Annotated in this window: 11 protein-coding genes; 8 read left to right on the top strand and 3 right to left on the bottom strand. The window is 62.7% G+C overall.

From position 1 onward, the window contains the following. Positions 1 to 21 precede the first annotated feature (21 nt). Both PLANPX_RS18800 and PLANPX_RS18805 read right to left on the bottom strand, forming a co-directional pair. The gene (locus tag PLANPX_RS18800) at positions 22 to 3,180 is read right to left on the bottom strand and encodes a beta strand repeat-containing protein (RefSeq protein ID WP_152100218.1); all 3,159 of its coding nucleotides are present in this window, start codon (positions 3,178 to 3,180) and stop codon (positions 22 to 24) included. A gap of 248 nt (positions 3,181 to 3,428) precedes the next feature. Beyond that, a complete protein-coding gene (locus PLANPX_RS18805) occupies positions 3,429 to 4,391 on the bottom strand; it encodes a PEP-CTERM sorting domain-containing protein (protein ID WP_172992173.1) in 963 nt (320 codons plus the stop codon). A gap of 820 nt (positions 4,392 to 5,211) precedes the next feature. On the opposite strand from PLANPX_RS18805, the gene PLANPX_RS18810 reads away from it, so the two are divergent. The 6 genes from PLANPX_RS18810 (at position 5,212) to PLANPX_RS18835 (ending at position 15,181) form a co-directional block, all read left to right on the top strand. Beyond that, positions 5,212 to 6,294 (top strand): DUF1559 domain-containing protein, encoded by a 1,083-nt coding sequence (locus tag PLANPX_RS18810; protein ID WP_172992174.1) that lies wholly within the window; start codon positions 5,212 to 5,214, stop codon positions 6,292 to 6,294. Between the two features lie 53 nt (positions 6,295 to 6,347). Beyond that, the gene (locus tag PLANPX_RS18815; RefSeq protein WP_152100221.1) at positions 6,348 to 7,937 is read left to right on the top strand and encodes an MGH1-like glycoside hydrolase domain-containing protein; all 1,590 of its coding nucleotides are present in this window, start codon (positions 6,348 to 6,350) and stop codon (positions 7,935 to 7,937) included. Between the two features lie 77 nt (positions 7,938 to 8,014). Continuing rightward, positions 8,015 to 9,103, top strand: a complete 1,089-nt coding sequence (locus PLANPX_RS18820) for a sialidase family protein (RefSeq protein ID WP_152100222.1) — start codon at positions 8,015 to 8,017, stop codon at positions 9,101 to 9,103. A gap of 292 nt (positions 9,104 to 9,395) precedes the next feature. Beyond that, on the top strand, positions 9,396 to 11,321 hold the full coding sequence (locus PLANPX_RS18825) for a PSD1 and planctomycete cytochrome C domain-containing protein (RefSeq protein WP_152100223.1): 1,926 nt from the start codon (positions 9,396 to 9,398) through the stop codon (positions 11,319 to 11,321). 17 nt (positions 11,322 to 11,338) lie between these two features. Continuing rightward, positions 11,339 to 12,775, top strand: coding sequence for a DUF1501 domain-containing protein (locus PLANPX_RS18830; protein ID WP_152100224.1), 1,437 nt, complete (start codon positions 11,339 to 11,341; stop codon positions 12,773 to 12,775). A 450-nt stretch (positions 12,776 to 13,225) separates the two neighbouring features. Next, positions 13,226 to 15,181 (top strand): hypothetical protein, encoded by a 1,956-nt coding sequence (locus PLANPX_RS18835; protein WP_152100225.1) that lies wholly within the window; start codon positions 13,226 to 13,228, stop codon positions 15,179 to 15,181. Positions 15,182 to 15,380: 199 nt separating this feature from the next. On the opposite strand, the gene PLANPX_RS18840 is transcribed toward PLANPX_RS18835, so the two are convergent. Continuing rightward, complete coding sequence (locus PLANPX_RS18840; RefSeq protein ID WP_152100226.1) at positions 15,381 to 17,801, bottom strand: peptidase; 2,421 nt, start codon at positions 17,799 to 17,801, stop codon at positions 15,381 to 15,383. A 213-nt stretch (positions 17,802 to 18,014) separates the two neighbouring features. Here PLANPX_RS18840 and PLANPX_RS18845 point away from each other — a divergent pair, with 213 nt between their 5' ends. Continuing rightward, entirely contained in the window at positions 18,015 to 18,263 is a 249-nt protein-coding gene (locus tag PLANPX_RS18845) for a hypothetical protein (RefSeq protein ID WP_152100227.1), read from the top strand. Positions 18,264 to 18,562: 299 nt separating this feature from the next. Continuing rightward, positions 18,563 to 19,348 carry a hypothetical protein gene (locus PLANPX_RS18850; protein ID WP_152100228.1) on the top strand — a complete coding sequence of 262 codons (786 nt, stop codon included), beginning with the start codon at positions 18,563 to 18,565 and terminating at the stop codon, positions 19,346 to 19,348. Positions 19,349 to 20,054 lie beyond the last annotated feature (706 nt).

Below are 20,054 nucleotides of genomic sequence, written 5' to 3' on the forward strand. Positions count from 1 at the left end.
TTCAAGGTTGCTCGTTCGCGACTAATGTTGCCGCCGTCGCAGCGCTAGCCCCCCGATGCCGATCAGCGCGAGCGCCGCAGCCGCCGGTTCAGGCACTGCCGCAATCGCCGCGGCTACGCTGATCGTCCCCGTCGTCAGCAGCTGCGAAGTATTCCATGCCCGCCCGCCGCCGAGCGCCGGCAAGCTGAGCGTGAATGTCCCCGTCGCCGTCGTGAAGTCGAGGATATCGAACGAATTGCCAATCGACGGCGAGAAGCCGTTGATGAAGTCAATGTCGAGCGTGCCCCCTGCGGCGAGCGTGCCGCTGAGGCTGAGCTTGTCGTACTGCCCCGCCGTGGCGCCGCCGAGTTCAAACAGCGCCGTCGAACCCGTATTAAACGCCGCGTTGCCGTTGACTGTCAGCGTGCCGGCGCCAGTCGTGCCCGGATTAACGACGCCACTCACCGTCAGCGCGCCGCTCGTCGCGCCGGTTCCACCCAGGGTGGCTCCTGCGGCAACCGTGTACGCCCCGCCGCCAGTATGCGTACCGTTGACGAGCAGTTTGCCGCCGGCGACGCTCGTCGTACCGGTGTACGTGTTGGCGCCACTGACCACCCAAACGCCGCCGCCGGTCTTCTCCAGATTGACGACGCCTCCCTTGGCGGAGTTCGTAATCGCCGATGCGAGCGTATTGTCGTTCGCGTTAGCGCCAGCCAGCGTGAGCGTCCGCGGCGTCGTGCCGAACACGATCCGCGTGTTGCTCTTCAAGCGAAACCCGTAGCTCGCGCTAAGTCCCAACGTGCGCCCGTCGTCGCTGATGCCGGTGACCGTAGTTCCCGCCGGAATTAGCGGAGCGGTCAGCGGCGGGGCTCCGATGCCGCCGGCGTCAGGATCGGTCGCCGTCATCCCGACAATGATGTCGCTGCTGTCGGCGACGTCGTAAATGCCGGTCGGGTCGCGGGTGAAATCGTCGAGCGTGCCGTTGCGATCTTCCGCATCGTCGCGGCCGAGCGCCCCGGCATTCGAGAAGACCACGGCCCCGGTTCCCGACGAATCGATCGTCGCCCCGCCGGTACCGATGGTAAAGAGCCGATTGGTGGAATCGCCCGTACCGACGTACTTCAGCGTGCTCCCCTGGATGAACAGGTTCGCCGCGTCGCTCGTCGCCGAGCCAATGCTGCTCGCCACGCCGCCGTTCGAGAGCTTGTCCGCCACGAGCGTCGGCGCCACTTCTTTGTAATAGGTCGGCCCGACCGACAGATTGTTGTTGCTCGAATCCGCGGCCGCTTGGGCTTCAGAAGTCGTGGTGTACTTCGTCAGGATCGTCGTCGAGCCGGTGTAGGTGTTGTCGCCGAGCAACTGCACCGTGCCACCGTTGCGAACCTCTAGGCTGTTGCCGCCAGTGAGTTGCGCGTTCGGCAGCGTCAGCGTTCCGGCGCCGCCGCCGAGGTGGTACTTGCTGTTCGCAGGCGTGATCGAGCCGGTGAACGTCAGCCCCGTTTCCGGCGCGGCGACGGTCATGTTCGCGGCGTTCGCCAGCACGCCGGTGAAGTCGAGCGTCGCCGCTGCGTCGCTCGCCGCGAGCATCAAGCCGCCGCGGCTCGTCGGATCGATCTTCGCCATGAACGCCGCGTTGTTCGCGACGCCCGTATCGACGCCAACGGCGCCGCCGCGGGCGACGATCAATCCCGCCCCGACGTTGAGCGAGTCATTGTTCGCATAGTGCAGGTTGCCCATATCGATGATTTCAGACCCGGCGTGAGAATTGTTCCCCGCCGCGACATTGATCACCAGCACGCCGCTGCCTGTCTTGCGCAAGCCGCGGTTTTGCCCCGAGTTCAACGGGTCAGGGTGAATGCTGCCCGTGATCACCGTCTTCCCGGTCCCGTCGAAGACAAAGCGACGCTCAATATCTGGCTCGTCGTTCTCCCAAATATCGAGCCGACCTGCGACGGTAAACGTCTTGCCCGCCGGCAGCATGTTGACGATGCCGCGGTTATTCGTCTGGGTGATGTTGCCGGCCCAGGTGAGCGAATGGTCGCCTTTGATCGTCTGCCATTGGGCGACGATCATGTTGTTCGAGATCACCCGCGCGTCGTCGGTCGAGAGCAGGTTGTAGCCGAACTGGTTCGCCGGCCCCGCTTGGCGATAGCTCGACAGTGAATCGTCGCTCGGATCGCTTGGCAGCGCTCCCGGATTGCGCCCCAGTGCGTTGTCGTGGCCAAGCACAAGATTGCCGCGGCCCGCGCGAACGCTGCCGGCGTAGGTATTGTTCCCGTTGAGTTCCACTGTCGACAGCGGCAGCCGCGCCCCGTTGCCTTGACCGCCGATCACCAGATCGCCGGCGCCGCTCATCACGCCGTTGACGATCAGTTTGCCTTGCGAACGATCGCTGTCGTTGATCTTGAAGTCGATCGCCGTCAGCGCGTCGGAGTTGTTGATCGCCAACCCGCCGTTGAGCGTGACCGTCACTTCCGGCGCCACAATCCGGAGCGCCGAGTTGCTGACGCCGCCGGCCCCAGGATCGCCGGTGTAGCTCAAGCCGCCGTTGATCGTCAGGTTCCGCGTGCCGGCAATCTCCAATTGCTCGTTGTCGAGGAAAACGTTCGCGTCGATCACATTGTTCGAGCCCGCCACGCCCTTCGTTTCCACGAAGGCCGTCCCCGCCGTGAACATTTCCGAACCAAGCCCGAACTGGTTCTTCCAGATCGTGAGATCGGCCGCTTCGACGATCGTGTTCGCGTCGGCGTCGCCCTTATTATTGTTGCTTTGCGCCGTCGTCCCCAGATTGCGCTGCCAGATTAAAAAATCGGCGCCGTTGACGTACGAGTCGCCGTTGAAATCCGCGTTGCCGACGAGCGTCGGCGGCACGAAGCCGTTGCGGAAGGTCAGCGTCCCGCCGGAAATCTGCGTCGTCACCGCCGCCGAGGATCCGCCGATATTGAGGCCCGCAACCGTGACCCCGCCGCCCGTGTTGACGTTCAAGTTCGCAGCCAGCGCCTGCGACAAGTTGGCCGTATGGAGCGGATCGTTCGGAAAATTCGCCGTCTGCCAGTTGCCGTTCAGCTGCCACGTTTGGGCGCCGGTTTTCGCTGGACTCCAAGCGAACTCAATCAGCGGGCTCTGGGCGAACGCCGTCGTCGGAATTGCCGCCGCAGCCGTAGCCGCGGCCCACGTGGAAAATCGCCTCACTCTGCTCATGGTCGCTCAATCCTTCTCCATTGCAGCGCGTCGCACGCCGTGCGAGCAGCCTGGTGCAGGGGCTGATCGCGCCGTCCAGCGCGCAGCCGATAACTCGATTGATTGCCAGTCGTCAGTACGAACGTTGAAAAGATCAGCGCCTTCGCCAGCAGCGACGGCGCGAAAAGGGGGCGTCCGAGCGACCGCGGAGCCTCCGCGGCCGCTCGTTGCCGAATTCACAGTCGTGGGAATGGCCGTTCGCCGCCCGCCTAGCGACGGCGAACCGCCAACATTCCCAAGGCGCCCAATCCGAGGAGCGCGAAGCTCGCCGGTTCCGGCACGATGAGCAACTGCGGCGAGAAGGGCGAGTAGCCGTTCGCGTCGGTGGCGTTGCTCGCTCCCGACCACGGACTGCCGAGCGGATTGCTCGGATTCGTCGTGTCGGAGTCGTAACCAGTGTCGACGGTGAGCGTCGTCATTTCCTTCGGATTGAACAGATAGTTAAAGTTTTTCCAGTCATTGATCGGAATCTTGCCGTCGTGGGCGATGCCCGCGACGATCGTCACGGTCGTCTTTCCCTTGGACAACGCGCTGGCGATGAATTGGTCGAGCGCAGGGCTGTCAAATAGCATCTGGTCGCCGACGGCTAAACGATTCTGCGTCCCCAAGGCGCCGAATAGCTCCACACCCAGCGGAATCAGCGGCTGCACCAGCGGGCCGGCCCCGTCGGGATCGACCGTGTCGTAATCCTTCGTGCCGTTGTTGAAGTCCGGCGTTAATCCTGGAGCCGTCAGGTAAGTGATTCCGGTTTCCGTCCAGGTATTGCCAGCGTGGTCTGGATGCAAACCGTAGAACGCGATGCCCGGCCGATTCGCCGGATTCGGCGTCGCGGTATCGGTGATGCGGTTCGGCGTGAGATTCGTGTTGCGGTACGTCAATCGCACCGCCGTCTTCTTCGTGCCGAGCAGCGGCTGACCGGTCAAATCAAACTTCAAATAAATGAAGCTGTTACGGTCATTGCCGTCGTTGGCATTTCCCAGCGGCCAGTTGTCGACGATACGGGTGGCGATCTCGTTGCTCGTCCCGCGGTTCGTGGTCGGCGTCTCTTCGCGAACTTCCGCGTCGGCGCCGACGCCGAAACTTGTCGGGATGACAGCGGCCTGCGTCGACGTCCCAACAACTAATAGCGCCCCGCACGCGAGGCAAGAGGCGAACCATCGCTGCAACTTCATTAGACGATTCCTCCAAGCACCAGTAAGGCGGGCACAGCGAACGCTTCGTTCGCCGCGCCGCAAGATCAGACGAATGAGAAGAAACGAAAAGCTTGGCGGTTTGGCGACGACCGACGTTCTGTCGCACCGACGCCGCCATAACGCGACTCTAAACTCTTTTATCTCTTGAACCGGCGAATCAGGCAATCGACGTCGCGCCGAGGCTCGACTCAGTTCAAGATCGTCGTTGGCTGCGTCGCAAGAGGGCCAGGTGGCGAAATGGAAGCATTTCGTCGTCGACCCCCTAGAAAACGCAAACGTCGGACGATTGCGGACGAGATTCGGATCGCTCGCATCCTGCAAACAACCCTCTGCCATCCACGAGTTCTATTGTCATTGAATTCCGTCTGAATTGACTAGACAAACCGGAAATCCCCCATTCGCATGCTGGGAAAACGGGTTTTCATGCCCGCGCCGCATTGACGAGAACGCCGCAACGAGTTGACTCGGCATTCCCCGAGGGATTTCGCGCGCCGGCGATCACAACAACACCTTTAGTTGCGTTCTGGCGGAACTTGCCTGCGTCAACCAGTACTACGATGCAACGAAGCGGCGAGATACGATGCAGGCGTGGCAACGAAATCTTCGTCGCCGCCTCATCAGTTCTGAATCGTTCGCTCTTCCTGATTCTTTCGTCGACTGGAGCCTTCAGCACCAGTCGACGACCGCACGCAGAAAAGCCGTGACCGTCCCGGGCAGTCGCGCGGCGACCCCGACGACGGCCGATTGTACGACCGCTTCGCACCTTGCTCTCCCAGCTTCTTTTCGAAGGAATAGTACGGTGACCGTAACGACTCCCCGCCGTCCGCGATTGATCGGTTTCACGCTCGTCGAGCTACTGGTGGTGATCGCCATCATCGGCGTGCTGGTGGCGCTGCTGCTCCCCGCAGTGCAGGCTGCGCGTGAGGCCGCACGCAACTCGCAGTGCAAAAACAGTCTGAAGCAAATCGGGCTGGCGATGCTCAACTTTGAAAGCGCCAAGAAGGAATTCCCCGCCGGCGGCTGGGGCTTTCGCTGGATGGGCGACCCAGACGCTGGCACGGGACCGCGGCAGCCTGGCGGTTGGGTCTACCAAGTGGCTCCTTACATCGAGCAGGCGGGCGTCACGCACATTGGCGGCGGAACGAAAGGCCAAGTCAAATACGACGCCCTGGCCGCTCAGCGCGCTGTCGTCGTTCCGATGTTTTACTGCCCAAGCCGACGCCCCGCCGACGCCATGCCCTCGGTTGAAATGTGCTTCAACGCGGGCAATCCCGAGACCGAAGCTCGTACCGACTACGCGGCCAACGGCGGGGCCAGATACGTCTCGACGGCTGCAGGGCCGCCGCCTAACAATGACTTCACCGACTGCGTCGGCGGATTCCCAAACTGCGCGTGGACGCAGTCAAACGATACCATCAACGCCTTCACCGGCGTCGTCACCGCGCGATTAGGCGCGAAACTCCGTCAGTTTTCGGACGGCTCCTCAAACACGTTCATGGTGGGCGAAAAATACGTCCCGGAAGCTTTCTACAACAACGTGTCCTACCGTCCAATTGTCGTCGGATCGCCGAACGCCGGCGACGACAATCCCGGCGATAACAGTTCGATGTATCAAGGTTACGATCAAGACACGGTGCGGTGGCCCAGCGGCGAGATCGACAACAACGGCATCGCTAGCGGCAATCTTCCCTTGCGAGACTCGCAATATGGCGCCAACCCGCAGACCTATGCTGGCGGCGGCCATCAAAGCATGGGAAGCGCCCACGCGGGCGGCGTGAATCTTGTTTATGCTGACGGGTCAGTGCATGCCATCGCGTTCGACGTCGGCCCGCTCGTGTGGAATGGTCTCGCGGATCGACAAGACGGCAACGTCGCTCAATAAACAGGATTTGCAAACAGGATTTGCGTTCGCTTCTCGCGCGGAAAAAGCCTCCATTGCAAAGCAGAATTCTACTTCGAAGCAGCGCGGCAATCGCCGCGCTGCTTTTTTCGTTCCAGCGCGTACCGTCAGCGTCGGCCGCGGAGGCGCCATCGCCTTGGCTAGCCGCCGAAGCGTCATCCTACAGTGCGGAATTCAACACTGCTGACGCTGCGTCAAAGGCTGCCGACCTCATTTCCAATCGCGAGGCCGCCGCCTGGATCGCCGCCAACGCCCCTGCCTTTGAGTGCCCCTCGCCGCAAATCGAAAAGATCTACTACTTCCGCTGGTGGACCTACCGCAAACACATCCGCCAAACGCCCCACGGCCGCGTCCTCACCGAGTTTCTGCTGGCCGTCAGCCACGCCGGGCCGTACAACACCGTCTCGTGCGCTCTCGGCCACCACATCGCCGAAGGACGCTGGCTTCGCGATCAGGCGCTGCTCGACGAGTACATCCGCTTCTGGCTCCGCTCCGGCAAGGACGGCGGACCGCCGCCACATTTCCACCAATTCAGCAGTTGGCTCGCGAGCGCCATGTGGGATCGCTATCTCGTCACGGGCGATCGTGCCGGCACGATCAACTTGCTCGATGATCTCGTCGCCGACTACCGCCAGTGGGAAGTTGAGCGCCAGCATCCCGACGGCCTCTTCTGGCAATACGACGTTCGCGACGGGATGGAAGAGTCGATCAGCGGCGGCCGCCGCGTCGAGAACATTCGCCCGACGATCAACGCCTACATGGCCGCCAACGCCCGTGCGATCGCGGCCATCGCCGAGCTAGCGGGTCGCCCCGAACTTGCCGCCGAATTCCGCGCGAAGGCAACATCGCTCCAAGAAAAACTTCTCGCCGCGCTGTGGGATGAGGAAGCGCAATTCTTCAAAGTCCGCCGCCCGGATGACTCGCTCAGTGATGCCCGCGAAGCGATCGGCTTTCTCCCGTTCACCTTCAACCTTACGCAACCCAAACACCTCGCTGCATGGCGACAGCTGAACGATCCCCAAGGTTTCAAAGCTCCTTGCGGCCTCACCACCGCAGAGCAGCGCCACCCGCAATTCCGGACGCACGGCACAGGGACGTGCGAATGGGACGGCGCCGTTTGGCCTTTCGCTACTAGCCAAACGCTGGGCGGCCTCGCGAATGTGCTCCGCGGCCCGTCGCAGCTCTACGTCACTCGCCGCGATTTTCTCAAGCAGTTGGAAACCTACGCCCGCGCACACGAGCGCGATGGCCACCCCTACATCGGCGAATACCATGACGAACAAACTGGCGCGTGGCTCATCACCGGCCCGAAGGCCGAACGGAGCCGGCACTACAACCACTCAACGTTCAACGATCTGGTGATCACCGGCTTGGTCGGCCTCGTCCCGCGCGCCGACGCGACCGTCGAAGTCGATCCGCTGCTGCCTTCCGACGCTTGGGACTGGTTCCGCTTGGAGAACGCCCCCTATCACGGCCATCTCGTCTCGATTGTCTGGGACCACAACGGCACGCGCTATCACGAAGGAGCAGGACTGGCGATCTGGATCGACGGCCGCGAAGCCGCGCGATCGCCGACTCTTCAGCGGCTCACCGCTCAGTTGCGCGAAGACGGCGAACAGCCTTGATTGGCGGCCGCGTTCGCACTCCGCTATGCTGTCCCTCAGTTTCGCCGTCAGCCCACCCTCGCCGCGGAATTCCCCTCATGCTGCCATCGCGCTCCATCGGCTGGCTACTTTCGGCGCTCCTTTCGCTTGGCGTTGCTGAGCAACTTCGCGCCGCCGATCTCGCCAAACAGCCCGGCTTCGTCAGTTCCGAATTCATCTACGAATCGGCCCCGTTCCCCTCCTGCCACGCCTCGACGCTCGTCGAAACGGGCGACGGACTGCTCGCCGCGTGGTTCGGGGGCACCTACGAACGCCATCCCGACGTCGCGATTTACACGTCGCGCTTCAAAGACGGCAGGTGGTCGGCGCCCGTCGAAGTTGCCAACGGCGTCGAATCCGCCGAGGTCCGCTATCCCACATGGAACCCCGTCCTCTTCCAACCGAAGTCGGGGCCGCTCTGCCTCTACTACAAAGCTGGCCCCAGCCCCTCGACGTGGTGGGGGATGCGGATGACCTCGACCGACGATGGCCGCACTTGGTCGAAGCCCGAGCGGCTCCCCGACGGCATCTTCGGCCCCATCAAGAACAAACCGGTGCAACTCGCCAGCGGCGACCTCCTCGCTCCCACCAGCAGCGAGCACGATGGCTGGCGCGTCCACTTCGAACGCTCCACCGACGGGGGCCAAACGTGGACCGCTACCGAGCCTGTGAACGACGGCGAAGAGTTCGCTGCGATCCAACCAAGCATCTTGTTTCATCAAGACGGCCGACTCCAAGCCGTCGGCCGCACGAAAGAAGATGGCGTCTTTACCACCTGGTCCGACGACAACGGCAAAACGTGGAACCCCATGGAAGCCACCGGCCTGCCGAACCCCAACTCCGGCACCGACGCCGTCACGCTTGCGGACGGTCGGCAACTGCTCGTCTACAACCACAACTCGGTGAAAGGCGACGCGGGCCGCACGCCGCTCAACGTCGCGGTCTCGGAGGACGGCAAGCGGTGGTCCGCCGCGCTCGTGCTTGAAGACGACGCGACGCGACACTTTTCTTACCCGGCGGTCATCCAAACCGCCGACGGCAAGGTTCACATCAGCTACACCTGGAACCGCGAGCGGATCAAGCATGTCGTCGTCGATCCGGCAAAGCTTGCTGTCGCGCCAATCGTCAACGGCGAGTGGCCGAAATAGCAGGAGCCGAACCGAACGCGGCGGCCGGCAGGGCTTCGCATTCGGCAGCTTAAGCGAAAGCACGAAGCGACGTTACGAAATTGCGTATTCCGACGCGGCTTTAGTCCACTCGGCGCCGACGAAAAAAGCGGAAGAAATCCGCCGAATTCAGCAAAAAAGTCTTTCTCGCTGCGCGTCTCAAATCACGGGCATTTCGCTGCCTCCTGACGCCGTCGTACGGTTGGTCGCGCCCCGCTTTTCTACTAGGATGGATTGAACACGCACGTCCAATCCCCATGGCGGCCTCCGATCCATGACGTTTCTTCGGCTTCGCTTCTTCTCCCTGCTCACAGCGCTGCTCGCCGGCGGATCATCGTTCGGCGCGCTCGCGTATGGCGCTGACGTCGACTTCGCCCACGAGGTGATCCCGCTGCTGCAAAAGCATTGCGCCAGCTGCCATACCAACGGCACGTATAAAGGGGGCATGTCGCTCGACACCCGCGAGTCGCTGCTCGACTCCGGCATGGTCGAAGCCGGCGACAGCTCGGCGAGCTACTTAATCGACCTGGTCACCAGCGACGACCCCAAAATGCAAATGCCCCCCAAGGGCGAACGGCTCACCGCGGAGGAAGTCACGGTTCTGCGTCGTTGGATCGACGCCGAGCTTCCTTGGGAAGCAGGCTTCACGTTCAAAACCGAGACCTACGACGCCCCGCTCAAGCCGCGGCGGCCTGAGCTGCCGTCTTCGGTTGCCGGCGTCGAGAATCCGCTCGATCGCATCATTTACGCCTACTGGCAGGAACACGGTCTGCACGTGCCGGCGCCCCTCAGCGACGCCGAATTTTATCGCCGCGTCAGCCTCGATCTCGTCGGCCTGCTCCCCAGCGCCGAAGCGGTCGACGCCTTCGTCGCCGACAAATCGCCCGACAAGCGAGCCATCCTCGTCCGCCAGCTCCTCGACGACGACGTTGCCTACGCCGATCACTGGCTCACCTTCTGGAACGATTTGCTCCGCAACGATTACGCCGGCACCGGCTACATCGACGGCGGACGTTCGCAAATCACCGGCTGGCTCTACAACGCCCTGCTCGACAACAAACCCTACGACGACTTCGTCCGCGAACTCATCTCCCCCACGAAAGAGTCGGAAGGTTTTGCCAAGGGCATCATCTGGCGCGGCCAGGTAAACGCCAGCCAGCGGCCGGAACTGCAGTTCGCCCAAAACGTCGGCCAGGTCTTCCTCGGCGTCAACTTGAAGTGCGCTTCTTGCCACGACAGCTTCGTCGACAACTGGAAGCTCACCGATTCCTACGGCCTCGCGGCGATCACCAGCAATGAGCAACTGGAAATCCACCGCTGCGACAAGCCAACCGGCGAGATGGCGAAGGCTTACTTCCTCTTCCCGGAACTTGGCGCCATCGACGGCACGGCCCCGCGGGAGAAGCGGCTCGAACAGCTCGCCGGACTGATGACCGCCCCCGACAACGGCCGGTTGACGCGCACGATCGTCAACCGTCTCTGGCACCGCCTGATGGGTCGCGGCATCGTCCATCCTGTCGACTCGATGGGCGCCCGCCCGTGGAACGAGGATCTGCTTGATCAGCTCGCGATCCAACTTTCCGACTCGGGCTACGACCTAAAGAAAACGTTGGAACTGATTGCCACGTCGCAGGTCTATGGCCTCAAGAGTGCTCCGTGGGACGAGTCGGCCCCGGTGGAAGATTACATCTTCGCCGGCCCGGCGCCCAAGCGGATGACCGCCGAGCAATTCGTCGACGCCCTCGCCGAGGTCGGCGGAGTAGCGCCGGAAAAGTCTGAGAATGACGCGATCTTCGTCGAAGCCGTCAAACAAGTCAGCGGGGCAGGGGAGCGGCCCTTCGTTCGCGCCTCGCTCATTCAATCGACGCCGCTGATGCGGACCCTCGGCCGCCCCAACCGCGAGCAAGTCGTCACCACCCGCCCCGGCGAAGTGACGACCCTCGAAGCCCTCGAACTGAGCAACGGCGAGCCCCTCTCCGATCTGCTTGCTGCCAGTGGCCAGAAACTGGCGGCTACCTATGCCAACCTTTCGGCGGCCGAAATCAGCCGCGCGCTCGTTCGCGCCGCATTGTCTCGCGAGCCGACCGACGAAGAATTGCAGTTGCTGGTCGAAACCGCCGGCGAATCGCCGACGCCCGACACCCTGGCCGACGTGCTGTGGTGCATCGTCATGCTCCCCGAATTCCAATTGGTTCGTTAAACGATTTCCATTTCGCTATGAATCAAAAACAACTCGATCGCCGCAGCTTCCTCCAAGCCACCTCCGCCGCCGCCATCGCCACGATGGGGATGTCGGCGCCGCGGCTCGCCCTCGGCAGCGCCGGCGAACAACTCGTCCAGCCGATCCCCAAGGCCGACGCCTGCATCCTGCTCTGGATGGCCGGCGGCATGGCGGCGCCCGACACCTTCGACCCCAAGGCGTACCTGCCGTTCGAAAAAGGCCTGCCGGTCGAACGCGTCCTTAGCACGTTCCCGGCGATCGACACGGCGGTCGACAACATCAAGATCACCGCCGGCCTCGAGAACATCGCCAAGGTGATGGACCGCGGCACGCTCATTCGCTCGCACGTGCAGCCCGACCTCGGCCACATTCTCCATAGCCGCCATCAGTACCACTGGCACACCGGCTACGTCCCGCCGCAAACGGTCGCCGCCCCGCACATCGGCAGTTGGATGGCCCGCGTCCTCGGCGCCCGCAACCCGGTAATGCCGGCGTTCGTCGACGTTGGTCAGCGGCTCGAGGGCGTCGGCGAGAAAGAAGAACTGAAGGCCTTCCACACCGCCGGCTTCTTCGGCGGCGAATACGGCCCCTTCCTACTCCCGTATCCGCAAGACGCCGTCGGCGCCGTCCGCCCACCGAAGGGAATGACGCCCGACCGCTTCGAAGCCCGCTACAAACACTTTCGCGAACTCGCCCTCCGCGGCGCCCTCGGCAAGCATGGCAGCGATCATCAACAAGAGTCGATGATCCGCGCCATGGAAAACGCCCATCGCCTGCTCAGTTCGCCCGACCGCGTCGCGTTCGATCTCTCCGACGAACCGAAACGCAGCTACGACCTGTACAACAACGGCCGCTTCGGCCTCGGCTGCTTGCTAGCACGCCGGCTCGTCGAAGCCGGCACGCGATTCGTCGAAGTGACCACCGAGTACGTTCCCTTCGAAGGCTGGGACACGCACGAGGAAGGTCACTCGCGACTCGTAAAGATGAAGGAGTCGATCGACCGCCCCATCGCCCAGCTGATTCTCGATCTCGAAGAGCGCGGCATGCTCGACCGCACGCTCGTCATCGTTGCTAGCGAGTTCAGCCGCGACATGATGATCGAAGGCGTCCCCGGCAGCACCGCGAAGGACCAATCGCGGGCCAAGAGCGACACACTCGAACAGCCGGCCCACTACGGCCTCCACCGCCATTTCACCGGCGGCAGCAGCTGCCTGCTCTTCGGCGGCGGTTTCAAGAAGGGCTTCCTCTACGGCGAAACGGCCGCCGAGCGTCCTTGCCTCGCGATCAAGAACCCCGTCTCCGTCACCGACCTCCACGCCACCATCTTCCACGCGATGGGCGTCTCGCCGAAGACCGAGTTCACCATCGAGAAGCGCCCCTTCTACGCCACCGAAGACGGCAAGGGCCAAGTCGTCGAAGAGCTCTTCGCGTGAGCGGGCGAACTCGCTTGCATTCGGACAGGATAACAGGATTGCTCAGATCAACATGATCTGGCGAGAGCGAGCTTCAGTTAAGCGTAGCGTCTGTCATCCCGAGCGGAGCGAGGGATCCAGTAGCTCAAACGAGCTTTCAGATACTTCGCTCCGCTCAGAATGACGCTGTCGTTTGATATTAAAAACCAATCCTGTCGATCTCCTACCCATCCTGTGATCCTGTCCAGTCTTAACTAACCGGCAGCCACTCACCCTATTCTGCGCGACCTCGCCAAACCCCCGCGAGTACGGCCCCACTGGCCCGTCAATTGCAGGAATTTCAGGCTCCTCCGCGCGAAACAGCGAAGATATCCATTGTTTTGACGCTGCATACCGGCTATCGTCCCGGCGCACGGATCCCTTTATTTCTCCCGGCCGCCCGTTTGCGGCCCTGATTGCAGGAACGAGACCTTGGCGAAACTCCTCCCGATTGGCAGCCTGCTGGCCCTCGCGCTCACATGTCTACTCCCGTCGCTGGCAACGGCGGCGGTCCCCAGCGACACCATCATGTCGTCAGCGACCAAAGGCTTCGCCTCTGTCGCCAACGCCAAGCAGCTTGAGGCCAACTGGAACAAAACCCAGATGGGCCACCTCGTCAAAGACGAGGCAATGCAGCCGTTCGTCACCGATATGAAGCGGCAGATTGAACGCAAACTCTCCGACACCCGCACCAAGCTGGCGATGACTGTCGAGGATCTCCGCGACGTCGCCACCGGTGAAATCGGCCTAGGTTTGGTCGCTCAGGAATCAACTCGCGCCGCCGTGGCCATCACGGTCGACGTGACGGGCAACGCCCCGGCTGCCCAAACGCTGCTCGGCAAGATCGACCAAGAACTGGCCCGCCGCAAGGCAAAGCGTTCCGACGTCACCGTCGGCGGCGTGAAGATGGCCGTCTACGCCATCCCCCCGCAACACGACAAGGACATCGCCCGTGAGGCGGTCTTCTTTATCAACCAAGATCTGCTCTGCGCCACTGACAGCCGTGCCGAGGCCGAGGCGATGATCGGACGCTTCGGCGGCAAAGGCCAGTCGCTCGCCAGCGTCAAACCGTACACGACCACGATGGGGCGCTGCGCCGCCGAGGCGGACAATCTCGTCCCCGAACTCCGTTGGTACATCGAGCCCTTCGGCTACGCGAAAGCGAGCCGCTCGCTAGCCCCTGGCGAAGAACTCGCCAAGCAGGGCAAGGACTACGTCAACATCCTCGAGAACCAAGGCTTCGACGCCATCCAAGGCATGGGCGGGTTCGTCAATCTCGCCGCCTACGGTTCGTTCGAAGTTCTCCACCGCACCTCGGTCTACGCCCCCGCGGTGACCACCGACCCCACGAAGTACAAGCTCGCGATGCGGATCATGCAGTTCCCCAACGCCGAGAAGATGCCCCCCGAGCCATGGATTCCGCGGTCGCTCGCCAGCTACCGCACGTTCAACATGGACATGCAAAACGCCTACTTGTACTTCGGCTCGCTCTTCGACGCGATCGCCGGCTACGAAGACGCGTTCAAAGACGTGATCGAAGGCCTTGAGAAAGATCCGTACGGCCCGCAGGTGGTCGTCGACAAAGACTTCGTCGCTCACCTCGGTCAGCGCGTCTCGCTCTTCACCGACTACGAACTACCGATCACCACGAAGAGCGAACGGTTCATGTTCATGGTCGAACTGAAGGACGAAGCGGCCGTCGCCGCGACGGTCGAGAAGTTCATGAAAGCCGATCCGAACGCTCAGCAAAAGGAATTCCAAGGCAAAGTCGTCTGGGAGATCAAACCCGCTCAGGAAGAGATTCCGGAGCTGGAGATCGACCTTGAACCAGCCGGCGAAGAAATCGACGTCGTCGAAGACGGCAGCCTGAAGCCAGGCGCCATGAGCACCTCGGCCGTCTGCGTCACCGACGGCCATCTGCTGGTCGCCTCGCACCTGTCGTTCCTCGAAAAGATGCTGGCCGCCAAGGCCGCCGGCGACAAGCTCGCCGATGCGACTGATTTCCGCGAAGTTGAAGCCTCGCTCAATCAGCTTCTCCCCGGCGCCGTGGCCGTTCGCTGCTTCCGCCGCACCGACGAAGCCTACCGCCCGACCTATGAACTCCTCCGCCAAGGCAAAATGCCCGAATCGGAAACGCTGCTCGGCCGCCTGCTGAACCGCCTCCTCACCTCGCCGGAAGACGAGGAAGTCGGCGCTCTGCGGAAGCAAAAGATCGACGGCCGCCAATTGCCGCCGTTCGAAATGGTCCGCCGCTACTTCAGCCCGGCCGGCATCGTCGTCCGCTCGCTCGACGACGGCTGGTTCGTCGTCGGCGCCACGCTCACCAAGCAAGGCGCCGTCGCCAAGCTTGGCGAAGCGAGCAGCGGCGAAGGCGCCCAAGTTCGCTAACTGCGAATTGCACGGCTCAACGCAAACCAAAAAAGCTCCCTGGCATTCCCAGGGAGCTTTTTGCGTTGAAGCGTGTCGCCGCTTCCCTAGCCCCGGGCTCCGCCCGGGGGTCGGTAACCATTCCGCTAGGCATCGCCGCACGTTACGCTATCCCACCTCCGGGCGGAGCCCGGGGCTAGAAAAAAGAGCGTCGCGCCACCTACCTCGGCACAACCATCTTCGCCCAAAACGGCCGCTGCCGATCAGCCCGCGTCCGCACATCCTCCAGCAGCACCGACGCACTCGGCTTGATCCCCCCTTCGGGGTCGGGCAACTTCCGGTTGTTCAGCGTCAGCCGCATTGGCTTGTTGAAGTCGACGTAGTCGGGGCTCAGCCACAACGTCACGCCATACCCACGCGCGTCGGCGGTGAGGCGATTGTATTCATTGTCCGGCGTGATCCGCCCCTTGATGTGCGCCGGCGTCACGCGACCGCCCGACCAATCGGTCGGGTAGATCATGAACTGGTTCTCCAGCTCATCGACCTCAATCCACCAAAAGAAGTTGTCCCACGGCCGTAGGGCGCCGCAGTCGAACTTCGCCGGCGGCCCGCCGCGCTTCTTGAAGCTCATCCAATCGAACATGTTGAGGATTTCGTCGTGGAACGGCTCGTGCCCGCGCCCCTGGTACTCGGCGAGCGTCGTGTCGAACCGCTTCAGCCGCAGATACTTGTTCCAAACCTGCGCGTTCTCGGCGATCGTTCGCCCATCCAACTGTCCGGCAACGAAGTACAGCGGAATGTATTCCGCATTCTCCCACGTGTGGGCGATGTATTTCTGGTCATTCTCGTAACGCGGAATGATCGGAATCGCCCCCGCCCACATGTCCGGATGCGACTGCCCCATGTCCCACGCCGCTTCGCCGCCGATGTCGTGGCCCGTGAGATAGACGCGATCGGTATCAATGCTGAACCGCCGCATCGCATCGCGCAGCGACGTTAGCACGGCCAGATGCTCGCGGCCCGAATACTCATAGTCGTACTGGTGCGGCTTCTGCCACTCGACCGCGATCGTGATGTACCCATGCCGCATCGCCTGACCGCGCCGCACTCCCTCGGCGCTCCCCTCGACCGGCAGCGGACTCCCCGCCCAAAAGTCGAGTTCTTGCTCCGGCGTGTTGTACGAACCGTTCAACACCAGCAGCGTCGGGTAGCGGCGATAGGGGTCGTACTCCGGCGGCAACTGCACGTGGTAGGTAAAGTCGCCATCCTCCGTCTGCCCCGGGGCCAGCAGCGTCAGAAACGCCCCCGACGCATTCTTCGCGTACTCGACGTCGTGCCACGGCGGCTTCATCCGTGCGACGAGCTTCGCCAACTGGTCGACCGACGAACCTTCGGTGCTTTCAATGTTCTGCAAAATCGGCCCGCGATCGGCTGCCTTCGGCTCGCGCAAGTACCGCACGACGCCGTCGCGCAGCTTGATCAGCGCGAGCGCCGTTTGAATTTCCTGCTTCGCCCCCTCGGCGCCCAACAGCCAACCGCTGATCGCCAGCGATGATTTCTCCTCGGCCGTCAGTGAATTGTCGTCGAGCAGCTGCACGAACGGCGCCATCCGGTCGACCGTGTTGTGGCTCAGCTCCTTGACGACCTCCTCGGCAATCGGCGCCATCAGCCCGCGCTGGTCGGGATCCTTCATCTCCGCCACGGTTGCTTGCAGCAGTTCGCCGATCTGCTTAATCCGCCGCTGCTCCTGCTCGTAGCTGGTCATCATCTCGCGGACTTGAATGAGCGTAGCGCCCGAAACTTCCTCCGCGGGAAAGATCTCCAACATCTCGCCGACCAACTTGTGCTGTCCCGCCTTGCGCCGCAGCTCAAGCTCGGTCAGCATCTGCCGCGCGCCGCTTTGCCGCAGCTCGCCGACCATCGACTGCAAATCTTTCTTCTCAGGAAACTCCTCGATGATCCGCTCAAGCTCCCGACGTGCTTCCGGAAAGCGACCCGCTTGCTGATAGAAGCGCACCGCCTGCAGCCGCGCTTGCCAATCGTTCTGCGGAATCGCCTGGGCGATGATCCGCGCGAGCGTCTCGGGCGGAATCGAAGAAGTCGCCATGCTCGACTCCCACGCCACCGATCGCTCGGGCCCATGCAGCGACGCCAACTTCGCGTAACGCGGCGTTAGTTCGGTGATTCCTTGCACGATCGACAACGGCCCGTCGATCGACTGCATCTCGTAGATTCGCCGGCCATATTCGTCGAACGGCGTGATCGCGATCGCCGGCCCGACGGCGCCGAGCTTCGACGCCCCCTCGGCCGGATGCTGCCAAGGCTTGATCGCGAGCAACTGCTCCGGCGCCTGGTCGATGATGCCGTTCTCGTTGACGCGGTGAGCACACACGAACGTCCGCCGCAGCCCGTCGTCGACCACCAAAATTTGCTTCGTCGCGACGGCGCCCGCCTGGCTCGTCGGCTTCTCCGGATTGTCAGCCACCCCGGTCGTCCGCGCGACGACGCCGCTCAGCACGCGGCCGTCCATCAGCTGCACCTTCTGGGCATGGCCATTTGCGGCGACGCCGCAAATGGCCACCGCCGCCACAGCTGCGATGAATCGGGAAACATACCGGCAAACTGGCTGGCGAACGTGCATGCTTCCATTTTGACCAGGGCAGGGCGAGGGTCAAACTTTGCGGCCGCCCCCGCCGCCCAACTTGCCTTGACACTCCCCCGCCTGGGCGGAAGATGGGGCGGCTGGGGTCGATTCTGACGGTCGCATCGGCTAAAGTCGGCGTCCCGCAAGCAGCCCCCAGCGAACGCGATGCAGAGCAGACGCCAGGCGGAGAAGGAACGAAGTACCCGAGCGATGACGATACGGACCGCCCTCAAAACGCTGCTCGGCCTGACCCTCGCGCTGCCGATGCTGCAGTCGCTCCTCTACTGGGTCGCCGGCCTGCTCGCCTCGATGGGCGACCACGCCGCCGCCACCGCCTTCCAACGCCTCCACATCGGCGTCGGCGTCGCGTGGATCATCTGCCTCATCGGCCTGGTGATCGCGCTCGCCCTCAAGGCAATTGGCGATCTCTCGGATGATGCTGAGGACCTGCATGAGTAGCGGCGCTTGTGACTCGTGACTCAGTGGGCAGTGAAAGCCTCTCACCCGCGAGCCCCCATCTGGGCGGAATGTTGTAGCTGGGAGCGTAAACCCTTTTTATAAACGCTCTGGCTCCCTCCCCCTTGAGGGGAGGGTTGGGGAGGGGTTGAACTGCACCCACGGCTGCCATCATCAACTTCGAGGCGCCAGCACGCGCACTTCGCTCTTGAGCCCCCGCGCCGCGATCCCGTACCATCCCGCCGCGTCTCTTCCTCCACGCCCATCCGCCGCTGCCGCGTTGCAACGACTGGAGATATGCCATGCGCCGCCATATCGCTTGCCTCGCCGCCGTCTACCTCGCTGCGCCTGTTGTGCACGCTCAGACAGCGCAAAGAATCCCGGCTACCTTTCAAGCTTCGCCGGCGGCGCACGCAGAGACCAACTCACAGGCGGTCGACGTCGCTCTGCAACAAAAACTCGAACTGCTCCAACAACGCATCGCCGAACGCGACCGCTTGCAATACGAAATCGATCGCCTCATCGTCGAAACGCAAACACCGCAAAGAATGACCGTCTACCTCGACTTGGTGGAAATCGACGTCACTGCCGCCGAGAAGTCTGGCTTTAAATCGTCGACGCCCGGCGTGTGGAACGCTGCTCAGATCGAGGAACTTCGCAAGCAGGGCGCCGCCCGCTCGATCGTTTCTCCTCAATTAAACGCCGTCAACGGACAAGTCGCCACGTCGACCTACGGTTCCGAAGACAGTGCAGTCGAAGGCCCCGTGACCAAAGTTCAAGTCCAGGGCGACTCGCTCGGGAACAACCGCGTGCGCGTCACGTTCCGGTTGCATCGCATGACTCCAGACCGCAGCGGCAAAGCCGTCGGGCGCACCAACGAATTCGTCGTCGACACGCAATTGGAAACTTCGTTTGGCGAACCGCAAACATTGCAAGGGTTGCGGTCGACGCGCACGCGCACCACGCGGAGAGCGCTGGGACGCGTGACGGAAGAAGTCGCGATCGACACCGTGCTGATCGTGAGAGCCGACGCCGAAGTATCGAACGTGGGCGCCATCGTCCCCGCTACCGCGATCTCCCCGCGCTAGCCTCTAGCCCCGGGCTCCGCCCGGGGGTCGGCTGCCACGCCGCAAGACGCCATCGCGCGAATCGCTACGTTGACCGCACCCGCATCACCGTCCCAGCGGGACGACCGACAATAGCCCAGCAATTTATTGCTGGGTAAAGAAGCCGGCGCATGATGAAGTCCCGTAGGGACGACTGAGTGACTCCGGAATTCAATTGTCCCTACGGGACATCGGTCCCGGTGGCGGAATCATGACCCAGCAATAAATTGCTGGGCTATTGTCGAATCTCCCTCCGGGAGAAAAAGACGCAACTCGCTCGAAATACACTTTTGGGCCAAAGCCTAGGCTGCGCTGTAATAGGCCGTTGGCCAATTCGACAACTCGCAACTTGCCACTCTCCAGAGGGGTGGCCGAAAATCGTTACTCCACCACCTCATCCTCTTTTGCTAAGCTGCAACGGTCTGGCCGCCGCTGCGCGCTAGCATGCTCGGCGCGGGCGACAGACGACGCTGCGCTTCGAGCACGCGAATGCTGCAACCAGCGCATAAAGCGACGCGAATGGCGCGTCGTGGCGTGACACGACATCTCGCAACTCGAAAAACTGCAGCACCTTACGATTAATGTCGCCAAAAATCGCATCACGCGACATTAATCGACGACAGAAAGACGCACGGCGTCCAGCGGTAACCGCTCCGGCGACTCGTTGAGCCGCGGCTACTGCTGGCGA

This window comes from Lacipirellula parvula (assembly GCF_009177095.1).
GTDB lineage: Bacteria > Planctomycetota > Planctomycetia > Pirellulales > Lacipirellulaceae > Lacipirellula > Lacipirellula parvula.